Origin of the sequence: Arthrobacter sp. B0490, assembly GCF_002929355.1 — a bacterium.
Classification (GTDB): Bacteria; Actinomycetota; Actinomycetes; order Actinomycetales; family Micrococcaceae; genus Arthrobacter_D.
The window spans coordinates 171,441-187,267 of record NZ_PJIR01000002.1 but is presented as its reverse complement, the minus strand read 5'-3'; the positions used below and the strand labels follow the sequence as shown (position 1 = coordinate 187,267).

At 70.3% G+C, this 15,827-nt stretch carries 16 protein-coding genes; 8 read left to right on the top strand and 8 right to left on the bottom strand.

The window, feature by feature from the left end:
• Nucleotides 1-125 precede the first annotated feature (125 nt).
• Nucleotides 126-1,670 carry an MDR family MFS transporter gene (locus CXQ97_RS03820; protein WP_104179519.1) on the top strand — a complete coding sequence of 515 codons (1,545 nt, stop codon included), beginning with the start codon at nt 126-128 and terminating at the stop codon, nt 1,668-1,670.
• Nucleotides 1,671-1,680: 10 nt separating this feature from the next.
• On the opposite strand, the gene CXQ97_RS03815 is transcribed toward CXQ97_RS03820, so the two are convergent.
• The gene (locus tag CXQ97_RS03815) at nt 1,681-2,538 is read right to left on the bottom strand and encodes a Rieske (2Fe-2S) protein (RefSeq protein WP_104179518.1); all 858 of its coding nucleotides are present in this window, start codon (nt 2,536-2,538) and stop codon (nt 1,681-1,683) included.
• 276 nt (nt 2,539-2,814) lie between these two features.
• On the opposite strand from CXQ97_RS03815, the gene CXQ97_RS03810 reads away from it, so the two are divergent.
• The 3 genes from CXQ97_RS03810 to CXQ97_RS03800 all read left to right on the top strand — a co-directional run bounded on the left by CXQ97_RS03810 (nt 2,815) and on the right by CXQ97_RS03800 (nt 5,453).
• The gene (locus CXQ97_RS03810) at nt 2,815-3,675 is read left to right on the top strand and encodes a pentapeptide repeat-containing protein (protein ID WP_258062232.1); all 861 of its coding nucleotides are present in this window, start codon (nt 2,815-2,817) and stop codon (nt 3,673-3,675) included.
• Nucleotides 3,676-3,774: 99 nt separating this feature from the next.
• Nucleotides 3,775-4,680, top strand: coding sequence for a neutral zinc metallopeptidase (locus tag CXQ97_RS03805; RefSeq protein WP_104179517.1), 906 nt, complete (start codon nt 3,775-3,777; stop codon nt 4,678-4,680).
• An 11-nt stretch (nt 4,681-4,691) separates the two neighbouring features.
• On the top strand, nt 4,692-5,453 hold the full coding sequence (locus CXQ97_RS03800) for a glycosyltransferase family 2 protein (RefSeq protein WP_104179516.1): 762 nt from the start codon (nt 4,692-4,694) through the stop codon (nt 5,451-5,453).
• On the opposite strand, the gene CXQ97_RS03795 is transcribed toward CXQ97_RS03800, so the two are convergent.
• The 5 genes from CXQ97_RS03795 to CXQ97_RS03775 all read right to left on the bottom strand — a co-directional run bounded on the left by CXQ97_RS03795 (nt 5,450) and on the right by CXQ97_RS03775 (nt 8,960).
• Nucleotides 5,450-6,073, bottom strand: coding sequence for a DNA alkylation repair protein (locus CXQ97_RS03795; protein ID WP_104179515.1), 624 nt, complete (start codon nt 6,071-6,073; stop codon nt 5,450-5,452). The genes CXQ97_RS03800 and CXQ97_RS03795 overlap by 4 nt on opposite strands.
• Nucleotides 6,073-6,813 (bottom strand): hypothetical protein, encoded by a 741-nt coding sequence (locus tag CXQ97_RS03790; RefSeq protein ID WP_104179514.1) that lies wholly within the window; start codon nt 6,811-6,813, stop codon nt 6,073-6,075. The genes CXQ97_RS03795 and CXQ97_RS03790 overlap by 1 nt, the downstream gene beginning before the upstream one ends.
• Complete coding sequence (locus CXQ97_RS03785; RefSeq protein WP_104179513.1) at nt 6,810-7,730, bottom strand: ABC transporter ATP-binding protein; 921 nt, start codon at nt 7,728-7,730, stop codon at nt 6,810-6,812. The genes CXQ97_RS03790 and CXQ97_RS03785 overlap by 4 nt, the downstream gene beginning before the upstream one ends.
• Nucleotides 7,731-7,753: 23 nt before the next feature.
• Nucleotides 7,754-8,122 (bottom strand): GntR family transcriptional regulator, encoded by a 369-nt coding sequence (locus CXQ97_RS03780; protein WP_104179512.1) that lies wholly within the window; start codon nt 8,120-8,122, stop codon nt 7,754-7,756.
• Between the two features lie 67 nt (nt 8,123-8,189).
• On the bottom strand, nt 8,190-8,960 hold the full coding sequence (locus tag CXQ97_RS03775; protein ID WP_104179838.1) for a CPBP family glutamic-type intramembrane protease: 771 nt from the start codon (nt 8,958-8,960) through the stop codon (nt 8,190-8,192).
• A 237-nt stretch (nt 8,961-9,197) separates the two neighbouring features.
• Here CXQ97_RS03775 and CXQ97_RS03770 point away from each other — a divergent pair, with 237 nt between their 5' ends.
• The 3 genes from CXQ97_RS03770 (at nt 9,198) to CXQ97_RS03760 (ending at nt 12,149) form a co-directional block, all read left to right on the top strand.
• Entirely contained in the window at nt 9,198-10,085 is an 888-nt protein-coding gene (locus tag CXQ97_RS03770) for a ribonuclease Z (protein WP_104179511.1), read from the top strand.
• Nucleotides 10,086-10,182: 97 nt separating this feature from the next.
• The gene (locus tag CXQ97_RS03765) at nt 10,183-11,658 is read left to right on the top strand and encodes an MFS transporter (RefSeq protein WP_104179510.1); all 1,476 of its coding nucleotides are present in this window, start codon (nt 10,183-10,185) and stop codon (nt 11,656-11,658) included.
• A gap of 35 nt (nt 11,659-11,693) precedes the next feature.
• Entirely contained in the window at nt 11,694-12,149 is a 456-nt protein-coding gene (locus tag CXQ97_RS03760) for a GNAT family N-acetyltransferase (RefSeq protein ID WP_258062227.1), read from the top strand.
• A gap of 91 nt (nt 12,150-12,240) precedes the next feature.
• Here CXQ97_RS03760 and CXQ97_RS03755 read toward each other — a convergent pair whose 3' ends face one another.
• Nucleotides 12,241-13,692, bottom strand: a complete 1,452-nt coding sequence (locus CXQ97_RS03755; protein WP_104179508.1) for a DUF2252 domain-containing protein — start codon at nt 13,690-13,692, stop codon at nt 12,241-12,243.
• A gap of 226 nt (nt 13,693-13,918) precedes the next feature.
• Between CXQ97_RS03755 and CXQ97_RS03750 the strand changes: the two genes are divergently transcribed.
• The gene (locus CXQ97_RS03750; protein ID WP_258062226.1) at nt 13,919-14,473 is read left to right on the top strand and encodes a hypothetical protein; all 555 of its coding nucleotides are present in this window, start codon (nt 13,919-13,921) and stop codon (nt 14,471-14,473) included.
• Between the two features lie 39 nt (nt 14,474-14,512).
• Here the strand turns inward: CXQ97_RS03750 and CXQ97_RS03745 are convergent, their stop codons facing one another.
• The gene (locus CXQ97_RS03745) at nt 14,513-15,808 is read right to left on the bottom strand and encodes an ion channel protein (protein WP_104179507.1); all 1,296 of its coding nucleotides are present in this window, start codon (nt 15,806-15,808) and stop codon (nt 14,513-14,515) included.
• Nucleotides 15,809-15,827: the final 19 nt, after the last annotated feature.

Below are 15,827 nucleotides of genomic sequence, written 5' to 3'. Positions count from 1 at the left end.
GCCGGGGTTCTGTTGATTGAGCGAACCACCGTCCCCCGTGGCCCCGCCGGGTCCACTCAGCCGACCCGGCACCCAGAAGAGCTCCCTGTCGTGGAGCGGTACCAGATCGAACCGAGCGGATCACCATGGCCCAGAGTCCCCCGTCCCGCGTCTCCGACGCGCTTCCCAGCCCGGATGCCGTCGCGCTGCCCGGCACGGCAGTGTCCCCCGACGCCGTCTCCCCGCGAACCTCCGCAGGCATCCCGGGCGCACTCCCGGCCCGCGACAGGCTCGTCATCACGCTCCTGCTCATCTCGGCGTTCGTGGTCATCCTGAACGAGACCATCATGGGTGTGGCGATCCCCCGGCTCGTGGAGGACCTCGGCATCACGGTCGGTGCGGGCCAGTGGCTGAGCACGGCGTTCATGCTGACCATGGCCGTCGTGATCCCCGTGACCGGCTACCTGCTCCAGCGCTTCAACACCCGGCCGGTGTTCATGGCCGCCATGAGCCTGTTCAGCCTCGGCACGCTCATCGCCGCGCTGGCGCCGGGCTTCGAGGTCCTCGTGGTCGGGCGGGTCGTCCAGGCCACCGGCACCGCGATCATGATGCCCCTGCTCATGACCACTGTCATGACCCTCGTACCGCCCGCCTCGCGCGGCAAGATCATGGGCAACATCTCGATCGTCATCTCGGTGGCGCCCGCCCTCGGCCCCACCATCTCGGGCGCCATCCTCAGCGTGCTCGACTGGCGCTGGATGTTCTGGCTCGTCCTGCCGATCTCCCTCGCCGCACTCGGCTTCGGGTCGGCGAAGATGCAGAACGTGACGACGCCGCGGAAGTCGGCGATCGACGTCGCCTCCGTCGTCCTGTCGGCCCTCGCCTTCGGCGGCATCATCTACGGTCTCAGCCAGCTGGGCGAGGCCTCGACGGGCAGCGCCGTCCCCGCGTGGCTCCCGCTGGCCATCGGCATCGCCGCGCTCGCCGTCTTCGTCGCACGCCAGCTGATGCTGCAGCGCAGGGACGCGGCGCTGCTCGACCTCAGGGTCTTCGCCTCGCGGAACTTCACCATCTCGATCGTGGCGATCGCGGTCAGCATGATGGCGCTCTTCGGGACCATCATCCTGATCCCCATCTACGTTCAGACGGTGCTCGGGATGGACCCACTGGTCTCGGGCCTCCTGCTCCTGCCCGGCGGCCTCGCCATGGGACTGCTCGGCCCCGTCGTCGGACGGATCTACGACCGGCGCGGCCCCCGGGTGCTCCTGGTGCCGGGGGCATTCCTCGTCAGCGCGGTGTTCTGGTCCATGACCCAAGTGACCGAGACGACTCCCGTCGGTCTGGTCCTCGTGGCGCATGTGCTCCTCAGCGTGGGCCTCGCACTGATGTTCACGCCCCTGCTGACGTCCGCGCTCGGGTCCGTCAAGCCGCACCTGTACTCCCACGGCAGCGCCGTCTTCGGGACCGCACAGCAACTGGCCGGAGCCGCCGGCACCGCGCTGTTCATCTCGGTCATGACCCTGCAGAGCGTCTCCCTGCTCGGGGACGGCGTCGCGCAGGATGCGGCGCTCGCCGGCGGCATCCGGGCGGCGTTCCTCTACGGTGCGGTGATCTTCCTGCTCGCCGTCGTCGCGTCGTTCTTCGTCCGTGCCCCGCAGGAGGCCGGGGACTCCCCGGCCCCCGTGCACTAGGAACCGGCGGTCAGGACGCCGGCTGCCGCAGTTCGATGTACCCGTCGCCGGTGACCCGGGTCTCGTAGACGGGCTGCGGCACAGCCGCGGGACCGCGATAGTTCTTGCCGTCGTCGAGCCGGAACATGCTCTGGTGCCACGGGCAGGTGATGCAGCCGTCCTCGATGGTGCCCTCCGCCAGGGGCCCGCCGAGGTGGTTGCAGACGCTGTCCATCGCAGTCAGCTTCCCCTCGTGGCGCAGCAGCAGGATCGGCACGCCGTTCGCCTCGACCGGATGGCGTCCGCCCTCGACGACGTCGGCGTCGCTCGCCACGCGCGTCCAGTCCTTCGGGGCCTCGTGCCAGGCTGTCCGGTTGACGTTGACGCCGTTCGCGTAGCTCAGGTGCCCGCCCAGGAAGGCGCTGAACAGCATCGAGCCGAGGCCGCCGAGGCCCAGCAGCACCCCCGCGGCTCGCCGGTCCTTCGCGCGCGCGACGGCGGAGGCGGTGTACAGCAGGACGGCGAGCGAGTTCCCGGCTGCGTGGACGATGCCCACGCGGCGCTCCTTCTCCTGGGTGTCCGACCAGTCGTGCAGCCCCGCGACCGCGGTGGGGACGGCCGAGAGGATGCCGACCGTCACGAGGAGGTCCGCCGCCTTCCGCGAGTCCTTGCCGCCGGTGAGATCCAGGAACGAGGCCATGCTCCAGGCCCCCGACGGGACGACGATCAGCATGGGGTGCAGATGGTGGCCGATGGCGGTACCGCTGAGCAGGTTCCGGATCGCCCTGGGCCGGACGGCCTTGCCGACCACCGCGGCGATCGGGTCCGCGATCCTGTCCAGCGCCTTCGCGTGTTCGAGCCCGTCCAGCATCGTGTGCAGGATGTTCATCCGTTGCTCCTTCAGGTCCGGGACGGCGTCGCGCCGGTCCAGCGGGTGGCCGCAGTGCCGCCCGAACCTACCGTTGCAGCAGGCACCGTGCCTGACAACCCGAGGCGACGCGGGTGCGTTCCGCTTGGCCGGGGCGGGGATCGGTGCGAGAATCCCGGGACGGCGGGCACGGGCGAGCCCGTCGGGCGCGGCGCGATCCCGGTAGCACCGCGTCGGCGCGAACCCCGTCCCCGTCCCGGTCCCGCCCCGCAGTCCCTGCCCCCGAGAGGAGCGTCCGTGCCCGCCGTCCCGCTGCACCTCGCCGGCCATCCGGACATCGCGCTGTCCGCCGACTGCGGGAGCTGCTTCGCCCTCTGCTGCTCGGCGCTGGGCTTCGAGCGGTCGGCGGACTTCGGGCACGACAAACCGGCCGGCCGGGCATGCCACAACCTCGCGGCCGACTTCTCCTGCACCATCCACGCCCGGCTGCGTGGTGAGGGCTACAAGGGCTGCACGGTGTTCGACTGCTTCGGTGCCGGACAGCACGTCGCCCAGGGCCTCTTCGGCGGGCGGAGCTGGACGGCGCACCCGGAGGTACGGGCGCCGATGTTCGCGGCGTTCCCGGTCGTCCGGCAGCTGCACGAGGTGCTGTGGTACCTCGACGAGGCACGGCGGCTCGGCCGGTCGTCGCCCGCCGTCCCGCGGGCCGCAGCCGTCGCCGTCGACTCGCTGGTCACGGAGACGGTCGAGCTGACACGGCTGGGACCGTCGCAGCTCGCCGCCGTCGACCTCGCGACGCTCCGCACGCGCGTGGGCGGAGCACTGAGGGACGTGAGCGCCGCCGTCAGGACGGCCGCCGGCAGTCGGGGCGTGCCCCGGCGGCTCGTACCGGGAGCGGACCTTCTCGGCGCCGACCTGGCCGGGCAGGCGCTGCAGGGGGCGGACCTCAGGGGCTCCTACCTCATCGCCGCCGACCTCGCGGGCGCCGATCTCCGCTGGGTGGACCTGCTGGGCGCGGATCTGCGCGACGCCCGGCTGCACGGCGCCGACCTCTCGCGCGCACTGTTCCTCACCCCGATGCAGGTCGCAGCCGCTGCGGGTGACCACCGGACACGGCTCCCCGAACGCATCGACCCGCCCGCGCACTGGCGGACCTGACCGGCTCCGGGCCTCCCGGAGCCGACGGCGCCGGCGGACACGTCCGCGGACCACCCGGCCGGTTGCCGCGAAAACCCTAAGTCGGCTTATTGTTGGGACATGAGCTTCAACGACAACGCCCGGTTCGATCCGTCCCGCGTGAGCGACCGGCGGGGACGCGGCCGGGGCGCCGCCGTGGGCGGCGGAGTGGGCGGCGGGCTCCTCCTGATCCTCTCGCTGATCTTCGGACCAGGAGTCGTGGACCAGCTGGGGCTCACCGAAGGTACCGGCGTCCCGCAGGAACAGGGCAGCGATGCGGAACCCGCCATCAACGCATGCCTCACCGGCGTCCAGGCGAACGAGCAGCTCGACTGCCGCATCCTCGGCACCGCGGAGAGCCTGGACAGCTTCTGGGGGCCCTACCTCGAGCAGTTCGGCGTCCGCTACACCCAGCCGGGGGTCGTCCTGTTCACCGGGCAGACCGATACCGGCTGCGGCACGGCCACGAGCGCCGTCGGCCCGTTCTACTGCCCCACCGACGAGCAGACCTACTACGACACCGCGTTCTTCGACGAGCTCGTCACGCAGTTCGGCTCGTCCAGCGGACCCCTGGCGCAGGAGTACGTCGTGGCCCACGAGTTCGGGCACCACATCCAGAACCTGATCGGTACGCTCGGGGCCGCGCAGCAGGACCCGCAGGGCGCAGAGTCGGGCGGCGTGCGTGTCGAGCTGCAGGCCGATTGCTTCGCCGGGATGTGGGCGGCGCACGCGATCTCGGTCCCCGACCCCGAGTCCGGCGAGCCGTTCCTCCGGTCCTTCTCCGACACCGACCTCGAGGACGCCCTGTCCGCGGCCTCCTCCGTGGGCGACGACCGCATCCAGGAGTCGATGAGCGGACTCGTCGACCCCGAGGGCTGGACCCACGGATCGAGTTCCCAGCGCCAGGCCTGGTTCTCGCAGGGCTACGGGACGGGCGACCTCGAATCCTGCGACACGTTCGCCGCGCGCGACCTCGACACCCCCTGAAGGACCATTCCATGACCGACCGGCTCGCCGTCGTCGTCCCCGTCTTCAACGAACAGGACATCGCCCTCACGCTCGGGGCGCTCCACCGGCAGCTGGACAGGGAGCTGCTGCACGTCTACGTGGTGGACAACGCGTCCACCGACGACACCGTGCAGCGCGTCCGGCGCTTCGCCGCCGCCCACCCGTCCCTCGGCATCACGGTCCTCACCGAGCTGCAGAAGGGCACCGGCGCCGCGAGCGACACCGGCTTCCGCAGGGCGATCGAGGACGGCTTCACGCTGGTCGCCCGGACCGACGGCGACAGCGAACCCGAGGAGGACTGGGCCCGTCGCATCTCCGGACTGTTCGCCGGCAGGCCGGAGGTGGCCCTGGTCGGCGGGACGAGCGTCCCGCTCCGGGACAGGTACTACCGCCCGGGCGACGGCCTGCTCATGCCGGGCGCCCTGCGGCTCCTGCGCGTCCTGATCGCGGCGAAGCACCTCGATGCCGCGTACCTCCGTTTCGTCGCGGGTCACAACATGGCCGTCCGGGCGTCGGCGTACCTCGAGACCGGCGGCTTCGAGCGCACCTCGATCGACACGCGCGACGAGGACATCGACTTCTCCGCCCGGGTGGCCCACCGGCTCGGCCGCGCGGCGGTGCTCATCGACCCCCGGCTCCGCGTGGCCACCTCCATGCGGCGCGTGCGGCGCTACGGACTGAGCCTGATGGGCCTGCACCACCTCGTGCCGACACTCCGCGGACGGCTCATCCGCACCATCGACGTCCGCTAGCCCGCGCCGCTCGACCGGACCAGGGCGACGGCCTCCTCGACGGCGGCCACCCGCCCCTGCTGTGCGCCCGAGACGAGGCGGACCGTCCTGCGGAACGAGGCGTCGTCGCCCTCCCCCGACCTGAAGGCCGGCAGGTGTGCGAGGACCGCGGCGCGGCGCAGCCAGGCATCGTCCGCAGCCGCCCACCGGTCCAGCACCGCCTTCGCGCGGACGGCGTCCGGCCCCGGCAGGCGGAGGATCAGGGGCCCGACGACGTCCACCGCGAGCGGGTCGACGAGTGCGGGCACGCGCGCCGATCGGAGGAAGCCCTCCATCCTGGTGAGGTCGGAGGAACGCAGGAGGCACACCGAGGACTGCAGGAGCACGACGGCGGCCAGCCGACGCTCGAACACCGGGCGGGACCACAGCTCGGAGGCGAGCGCCGTGACGTCGTCGTGCCCGAGGCCCGGGTAGCGGCGCGCGGTGTTGCGAATGGTGCCGCGCACCGCGCCGACGGACGCGCCGTAGTACTCGAGGTGCGCACCGTACCGCTGCTCGAACTCCTCGGCCCGCTCCCACGAGCTCTCGTGCTGGAGCGACTCGTCGATGAAGCCGGCAGGGCCGCCTGCGTCCTCGAGCATCAGGCGGGCATCCTGCGCAGCGTGAGGTAGGAACCGATGGCGAGCAGTGCGGACACCAGGATGGCCCAGAGAGTCAGTCCCAGTGAACCGGTCTCGAGGATCCACTGCCCCACCTCGGGCCAGGCCTGCCGCCACGTCACGAGCGCGACGAGGCCCACGAGCGCGAGGCCGATCCCGATCAGGACGATTGTGAGCACCGCCGTACCGTACCGCTTGTAGATCGTGGCCGACCAGAAGCCGAGGATGAAGAACAGCATGGTGAGGACGAAGTACGTCAGGCCGGCGGCGAGCGGTCCTCTCTCCCATACCCATTCCAGGTACGCGAAGTAACCGTTCATCCCGTAGCCCCCTGTGGACTGCTCGATCAGCCCGAGGAACGTGAACAGCAGCGACATCCCTAGCCCGCTCACCGCGGCGGCTGCGAGGGAGCCGAGGTAGAACTCCCTGCGTGTCAGGCTCAGCGCCTGGGAGAAGGGGAAGGTGAGAGTCATGGCCTGGATCCCGACCACGAGGAAGTACCACAGCGGCGCCTGTGACCCCCCGCCGGTCTTGACCCCGCTGACCCCTGCACCCTCGAGCATCCAGTAGATGAGTATTGTGAGGACCCAGGCGCCGGCCAGGACGAGGGCAGGCACCCAGAGGAACGTCTGCGTGTTGACGAACTGCAGGCGCACCACGTTGCGTGTGCGGTTGCGTGCTGCGGCAGGACGCATGATGCTGCCGGACTCGAGGGTAGTCATCGGAGGGTTCCTTCCTGTGATGCCGGGGCGAGCGTGTCACGGCCTGGAGTTCTCTGCTGGGTGAGGCGGACGATCAGCTGCTGCAGGGACACGGGCGCCAGGTCGAGTCCGACCGCGGCGAACGCGGCGCGCTCAGCGTCGTCGAGCCGCCCCAGGAAGGTCACGGAGCTCACGCGACCGAGGCTCTCCCGGTGGATGACCTCGCGGCCGCGGAGCGCCGTCTCGACGGTGGCGGCGTCGCCGACCACGTTCGTGGCCTGTGCGCGGGCGTCCTCCGTGGACTCGTCCATGATGATGCGCCCGCCGTCGATGACGAGCACGCGCTCGATGAGGTTCGCGACCTCGTCGATGAGGTGGCTGGACAGGAGCACCGTCCGCGGGTGCTCCGCATAGTCGGTCAGCAGCCGGTCGTAGAAGGTCTGGCGCGCGACGGCGTCGAGACCGAGGTACGGCTCGTCGAAGAAGGTGATCTCCGCGCGGGAGGCGAGGCCGATGATGACGCCGACGGCCGAGAGCTGCCCGCGGGAGAGCTTCTTGATGGTGCGCTTCAGCGGCAGCTGGAACTCCTCCACCAGGTCGTCGGCGAGATCCTGGTCCCACCGCGGGAAGAACAGGCGCGCAGAGGCGAGGGCATGGCGCGGTGTCGCGTCATCGGGGTACTTCTGGCTCTCGCGCACGAAGCACATGCGGCTGAGGACGACGGCGTTCTCGTACGGGTCCTCGCCGAAGACGCGGACCTGCCCGCTCGTGGGCAGGTTCTGCGCGGTGAGGATGGACATGGCGGTGGTCTTCCCGGCACCGTTGCGGCCGAGGAAGCCGTAGATGGCGTCCCTCTGGATGTCGAAGGTGACGTCGTCGAGTGCGAGGACGTCCTTGTAGCGTTTCGTGAGGTGACGGACCTCGATGACAGAGTCCATGGTGTCCTTCAATTCGACTGACGTTACGGAGTCGCCGGTTCGGCACCGGCACGGATGAGGTCCGCGACGTCGTCGGGCCCGAGCCCGATCCTGCGCGCCTCGACGAGGAGCGGCTGCACGTAGCGGAGCGCGAACTCGCGGCGCCGCTCGGTCAGCAGCATGTCCCGGGCACCGGCTGCGACGAACATGCCGATCCCCCGACGCTTGTACAGCACACCCTTGTCGACGAGCATGTTCACCCCCTTCGCCGCGGTGGCCGGGTTGATGCGGTGGAAGGCGGCGAGTTCGTTGGTGGACGGTGCCTGCGCCTCCTCGGCCAGGGAGCCGTCCACGATCGAGTCCTCGACCTGCTCGGCGATCTGCACGAACAGAGGCTTCCCTTCCTCGATCACCGGGACCTCCACATCTGCTGGTTAGTTACTCAACTAGTGAACCCCTTTAGCAGACATGCGTCAACCGTCAGTAGAGGAAGATGTCGAGCCACGCCCGGTTGTGCGCATGGATCAGGACGAGGAACAGGACGAGGTCGAACAGGAGATGCACGCAGATGATGTAGGAGAGCGATCGGGTCCGGGTGAAGATGAACGCCTGCAGGAGCGCGAACGGGAAGATGAACAGCGGCGCCCAGGCGTGGAACCCCAGCTCCCACAGGAAGGAGGTGAAGAGCACGGCCTGCAGGACGTTGGCCTGCGCCATGGGCAGGTGCCGGCGCAGCAGGGCGAAGACGGTGCAGATGAAGAAGAGCTCGTCCCAGATGCCGAGCCCGTTGGTGCCGATGAACAGCCGGGTGATCTCGGCCGGTTCCGATGCCGCCGGCCAGTTCATGTAGACCCCCGTGCCGAGCATGTACACCGGGAGCAGGGCGTATCCGATCACGACGACGACGGGCAGGTACCACTTCTCGGTACGTGTCCACGGCGTGCCCGTGCGCACGGGGAACGTGATGGCGTGATCGCGGTAGGCGAAGCGGGAGACGGCGTAGGGCACGCCCACGGCGAGGATCATCGCCGTGCCCATGACGGCCATGTGCGCCGGACTGATGTCGGTGGTGATGGGGACGAGGCTCATGACCGACAGGCCGAAGGCGACGACCAGCAGGTCCCGGAAGAGGGCCCTGCTCAGCACCGCTGCCGCGCCGAGCGCCACCACGAGGAGGGCATAGCCGGCGAGTGGCTGGTGCAGCACGAACAGCACGGGGCCCGCGAGGGACACCAGGGCGGCAGGGACCAGTTCCGGTGACGGCAGGGTCCAGGAGCCCTGCTTCCAGGCCGCCTGCCGCGTCGCCTCCGTCGGCCCGGGGGCCTGGGACCGTCCTCGCTGTGCCAACCGATCACGCTCCTGACCGCGGGGCAACCCCCACTGCGCCGCTGTCCCGCTGGTGCGGGCGCACCCCATTCTTTCGCCTGGCGTGCGGCCGGTCCACTGCCCGGCGCCGACCTCCGGGATGCACGGTGCAAGACTGGGGCCATGCGTGAGCTCGTCATCCTCGGCACGGCATCGCAGGTACCCACGCGTACCCGCAACCACAACGGCTACTTCCTCCGCTGGGAACGCGAGGGCATCCTCTTCGACCCCGGCGAGGGCACGCAGCGGCAGATGATCCTGGCCGGCGTCCCGGCGTCGAGGATCTCGCGCATCTGCCTGACGCACGTCCACGGGGACCACTGCTTCGGCCTGCCCGGCGTCCTGTCCCGCATGGTGCTCGACGGCGTCGCGCACCCGGTGCACCTCCACTTCCCGGCGGCGGGCGCCGACGTGGTGCGGGCACTGGTCGGCCTCGCGACCCCCGGACTGGACCTGCACCTGCACCCCCATGGCGAGGCCGGTGCGATCGCGCCCGGGATCGAGGTGGAGCCGCTCCGCCACCGCATCGAGGCGTACGGCTACCGGGTCGCCGAACCGGACGGGCGGACAGTCCTGCCCGACCGGCTCGCTGCCGCGGGCATCTCGGGACCCGACGTCGGCCGACTGCAGCGCGAGGGTTCCCTCGGAGGCGTCCGCCTCGAGGACGTCAGCGTGCACCGGCCGGGCCGCCGCTTCGCGTTCGTCATGGATACCGCCGTCTGCGACGGCGCCTCCGCGCTCGCGGACGGCGCCGACCTCCTGGTCGCGGAATCCACCTTCAGTGACGACGACGGCGCCCTCGCCGCGCAGTACCTGCACCTCACAGCGGGGCAGGCCGGCGCGATCGCCGGTGCCGGTGGAGTGGGGACACTCGTACTCACGCACTTCTCCTGCCGGTACGACGACCTGGGGGTGCTCGCCTCGCAGGCACGGCGCACGGCCGGGTCTGCGAGCGTCGTCGCCGCCTCCGACCTGGACCGCATCCCCTTCCCGCGGCGCGGTGTACGCTGAGCGCACGTCCCCGCGGCACCGCGCTCGAGGATCGGGTGCCCGGCGGACGCGCCGGGAGTCCTTCCGGCGGATCGGGGTTCTCAGTACACTGATCCGCATGACCGGGCAGGAACCGCCCCCGCCTCCGACCGCTGCGGCTCACCACGGCGGCACTGATGTCCCCGAGAACTCCCCTGGCGCCGCCGTCGGGGTCGATGACGACCGCGACGCCGGCATCGACGGGCAGGTCCGCGGTCCGAAGGCGCGGTCCCGGACCTTCGCCGGGATCCTCGTCAACACCGCCCTCGCCAATATCACCACCAGCTACCTCTGGTTCGCCCTGACGTTCTGGGTGTACCTCGAGACCCGCAACGTCATCGCCACGGGCGTGGTGGGCGGTGCGTACATGCTCCTGATCGCCCTCTCCAGCATCAGCTTCGGCACCTTCGTGGACCGCTTCCGCAAACTGGCCGTGATGCGCTTCGCCGCCGGCTTCACGCTGGTGATGTTCCTGCTGTCCGGCGCGATGTTCCTGGTGACGCCCACCGCGTGGCTCCTGGACCTGACACAGCCGTGGTTCTGGGTGTTCACGCTGGTCATCCTGATCGGCGCGGTGGTGGAGAACATGCGCAACATCGCGCTGTCCACCACGGTCACCATCCTGATCGAGCCGGACCGGCGGGCCAACGCCAACGGACTCGTGGGCATGGTGCAGGGGCTGATGTTCATCGTCACCTCGGTGCTCTCGGGTCTCTCGGTCGGCCTGCTGGGCATGGGCTGGACCATCGCCGTCGCCATCGTCCTGACCGCCCTGACCGCCCTCCACCTGCTGACGCTGCGCATGCCCGAGGAGGTGCACGTCGCCACGAGCGACGCCCACGGCGGGTTCGACCTCCGCGGGTCCTTCGCTGCCGTGATGGCCATCCCCGGCCTGTTCGCGCTGATCCTGTTCTCGACGTTCAACAACTTCGTGGGGGGCGTCTACATGGCGCTCATGGACCCCTACGGCCTGGAACTGTTCTCCGTGGAGATGTGGGGCACGCTGTTCGCCGTCGGTGCCACGGGGTTCATCGTCGGCGGGGCGCTGATCGGCAAGTTCGGGCTCGGGTCCAACCCGTTGCGGACGATGCTCCTCGCGGTCGTCGCGATGGGCGTGCTCGGCGCGGTGTTCACCCTGCGCGAATGGGGGTGGCTGTACATCGCGGGGATCTGGGCGTACCTGGTGCTGATCCCCTTCATCGAGGCCGCCGAGCAGACGGTCATCCAGCAGACGGTGCCGCTCGAGCGGCAGGGCCGCGTGTTCGGGTTCGCCATGGCGTTCGAGTCCGCGGCAGCCCCGGTCACCGCGTTCATGATCGCGCCGATCGCCCAGTTCTGGATCATCCCCTACGCGAGGTCCGCCGAGGGCGCCGCCCGGCTGGCACCACTCCTGGGCGAGGGCACGTCCCGCGGCATCGCCCTGGTGTTCCTGGTCGCCGGGATCATCATGATCCTGGCCGCCGTGGCCGCGTTCTTCACGCCGGTCTACCGCCAGGTGTCGGCGTCGTACGCGCGCGCGGCTGCGGGCGCCGTGGACCCGGAGCCGGAGGGATGAAGGGTCCACCACGCCCGGGAGGGCCGGCCCCTCGGGTGAGGACGGCAGCGCAGGACGACGCCGTCACCGTCGGGCAGCTCCTGCACGCCTTCAACACGGAGTTCGACTCCCCGACGCCGACCGCGCTGCTGCTCGGCGAGCGCTTCCGCCGCTTGCTCACGCTGCCCGACGTCCTCGTGGTCCTCGCGGAGGACGAGGCCGGCGACGCGACCGGTTTCGCCTTCCTCACCGTCCGTCCCACGCCCTACTACGACGGACCCCTCGCGCAGTTGGAGGAGTTGTACGTCCGCCCGGGACGACGGGACCGGGGTATCGGCACCGCGCTGCTCGCCGAGGCGGTCGACGGAGTGCGGCTCCGGGGGGCCGGCGAGATGCACATCGACGTGGACGAGGTCGACGTCGACACCCGGCGGTTCTACGAGCGTCACGGATTCCTCAACATCGAACCGGGCGAGGACTACCGGATGCTCTGCTACATCCGGGAATTCTGACCCGCCGGTCCGCTGGCGGGGGTGCGTGACCCCACCGGACGGTGACCTGTCGGTGGCTCTCCGGCCACCGCGGGCGCACGGTCCGGGCAGGTCAGACGCCGAACTCGGCCGGGATGCGCCCGGCCAGGACCGCCTGGCGGAGGTGCTCGAAATCCTGCTCCGTCTGATCCGCGTAAGCCCTGGCCCAGGCCGCGACCGCCTCGTCGAAGGTGTCGCTCCTGCCCAGATAGCCGGCGATGAAGGCACTGCCCGGGCTCTGGGAGTGCGCCCGCGCGAGCATCGAGCCGCACAGGGCCCCGTAGTCCACCGATTCGTCGACGTCGAGTTCGGCGAGGCGGAAGGACCCCTTCATGTCGCGGAACTGGCGGATGTAGAAGTCGCGCACGTGTCCGTCGGGTCCTTCGACGCCACTGATCCAGCCCAGGAAGGGATCGGAGTGGGCCTGCAGGATCCTGTGGGCTCCGACGACCCGGCTACCTTCCCCGTGCGTCACCAGCGAATCGGCGATCGGCCCGGCGGGCTGCGCCAGGCCTCCATGGGTCTCCAGCACCGACTTCCCTGCCTCCTTGGCCTGCAGGAAGAGCGGTTCCCCCGCGGGCCCTTCGAACATGAGGATCCAGCAGCGCGTCCCCACACTGCCGACGCCGACGATCCGGAGGGCGTAGTCCACCAGCCTGTACTGGCTGATCAGGAGCGCCGTGTCGGCACGCAGCGTGCTGCGGTACTTCCCTGCCAGGTGCTCGATCAGGGCGAGGTCCATGACGTCGGGATGCCTCATGATCGGGGGCTGATCGATGATCCGCGGTTCACCGTCGGTCGTGCGGGAGGACAGCCGGGTCAGTGCCTGCTCGGACGTCCGCCGCCGGGCCTTGGTGCTCTCCTCCCTGATGTGCCGGCCGGCCATCGCCTTGGTCGTGCGGAGCAGGTCCGCGTCCACATGGAAGTAGTAGCGATCGGCCGCGGTGCCCCGGTACAGCTGCTGGAACGCTGTGCGGTATCCGCGCAGGCAGGCCTGCGTGGCTTTCCGGCACTCGTCCTCGGTGTGCGAACCATTGCGCCCGTTCAACCAGACGCTCGCGGCCAGGCGTTTGATGTCCCATTCCCACGGCGCTGGATACGCTTCGTCGAAGTCGTTGAGATCGAAGATCAGCCGTCGTTCCGGGCTGGCGAAGAAGCCGAAGTTCGCCAGGTGCGCGTCGCCACAGGCCATCACGATCTGTCCGGTGACCTTCGCCCGGCTCAGGTCCTGTGCCATGACGGCCGCGGCCCCGCGGTAGAAGGCGAACGGGGACTCCAGCATCCGTCCGATCCGCACGGGCGCCAGCTCGGGGAGGCGGGTCCTCTGCTGCTGCTCGAGGATGTCGACGACGTCCCGCCGGTGGGAGGTATAGTCGGCCTGCTCGCGTCGCGGCATCGCCCGGCGGGCGTCCCGTCCCGCCGCGCGGGCTCGGGCGACGGAGTCGCGGTGACCCGACCCGACCCGTTCCCGCGGCTTCGCCGACCTCTGATCGCCCTGCGCGCCTGGCGCGCCATCGACATGCATCTCCGAATGGTCCCACAGTCCTTCGAGCTCGTCAGGTGGCCGTCCGCCTCCTCCGGCGTGCGTCGAGGTGTCGACGTCGGGCACCGGACAGGGCGGCCGTTGCCGGGGCCAACCGCACCGCGCGGGAGCTTCGGCTCATCCCTTGGAGATGAGGACACCACTGCGGTGGTCCGCGATGATGAACCCCGTCCGGGACATCCGCAGAACCTTCCCGAAGGGGCCCGCCGTGACACTGCCGTCAGACGAACCGGAGACGACCGTGAGAAAGCCTTCCCGGCCGACCGCCGTCGTAGCCGTCGGCATGAGCATCGCGGTCTGGTGGCCGTCCTTCACCCTCGGCGCGTGGGGGGTCCTGTTCTTCGAACAGATCCTGAGCGTTTGGGCTGCCGCCACGGCGGCCCTCCTCGTCGTCCTGATCCGCCGCCAGGAGGACCGGCACCGGCTCGCCAAGGCGGCTGCCCTGTCCGTCCCGTCGCTGTGGCTCGTCCTCGCGATCTTCTTCAAGGGCGACCGGGGCTTCCTCGGGCCGCTGGTCGACACCCTCGGGGGGACCGTCGCCATTCTCGGCATACCGGCGACGATCTGGGTCCTGGCGCGGATCATCTGGCCCGAATTCGGGGAGGACCTACCCCTGAAGTGGCGCATCATCGTCGTCGCGGCCGTGCTGGCCATCGCCGCCACGTGCTTCCTGCTGGGCCGGAACCACGCCGCCTTCCTCACGTGCGAGGACTTCACCATCAGCGGCAACTCCGCGCCGCCCGGCTGCGCCCCTCGGCTCTGACGGCCTCTGCCGGATCGGCCACGGCAGCGGGACCGCGGCCTACGCCTGCCCCGTCGGCGGCTCCTTGGGCCCTGCAACCGCCTCCGTGTGGATCAGCATCTCGGGCGCCCGGGACACCAGAAGCCACGCCGGCAGGATCGCCACACAGAGGACGGGCAGCACCGTGGCGTCTCCGATCACCACGACGGCGATGAACAGGGCTATCCAGCCGTCGCGTGCCACGGGCAGCACGACGCCGAGGATCCCGCAGGCCAGTCCCAGTCCGAGTGGGATGGCCGGGACGACGGCGCAGGCCGCCAGTCCCGCAGCCGTGCCGATGAAGACCGCGGGGAAGATGCGGCCGCCCCGGAAACCGGCGGCCGCGGCCACGACGAGGGCCGCGAGCTTGACCGCGATGATGAAGAGCAGATCCAGGGCCGAGTAGTCCCCCTGGTTCTGGATGAGCTCGCCCATCTGGCTCGCGCCCTTGAAGAGGGTCACGGGACCACCGAGGACCCCGAGGACACCCAGGACGGCACCACCCAGTGCGATGTAGATCGCAGGGTTCTTCAGGCCGTGGAAGAACCGGTGCGCGTGCGGGAACACGTACACGGCGCCGAGCCCGATGATCGTAGCGACGACGGTGACCCCGATACCCGCCACCAGATCGGCGGCACCGGGGGTACCGAGCTCCGGGAACCCCGCATCGGGCAGCTGGGGACCATCGAGCCATCTCATCGTGATCGTTCCCGCGCCCGCCGCCACGAGGGGGAGGAAGAGCCGGTCCCAGAGAGCCCCTCCACCCTTGAATCCGGCGACGACGCCCGTGAAGACGAGAGCGGCCGCCACGGGCGTCCCGAAGAGGGCACCGATCGTTCCCGCCGCCGTGACCATCACGACGAACTCGGTGCCGATACCCGGCCGGAGCCGACCGATGAGAGCCACGAGGACGGCCGTGTTGAACGCGATGATGGGGATCTCGGGGCCGAGGCTGACGCCGCCGGCCAGACCGATCACCGTGACCACCAGCAGACTCGGCACCGCGAACAACCTGAGCGGCGGCGCGATGAGTTCGGTCGTCGCGGAGTCCGCACCACCGTGGCCCGGGGCGAACTGCACGATCAGGCCGATCGCGACCCCCGTCAGCGTGAGGATGCCGAAGATCCACCACCCGGATGCAGGATCCACGTTCCAGGCGGCCGGCAGGGTCCCCCACAGCAGGTGCTCGACGGCGTGCGCAAGCTCCTCGACGGCGAACAACCCTGCCGCGGAGACGGCCCCGACGATCATTGCAGGGATGCACAGGGCCAGGTGTGTCCGGAGAGGAGGTGCCCCGTGGACGGTCTCAGTGGCCATGGCGTCCGACCTCCCGGAG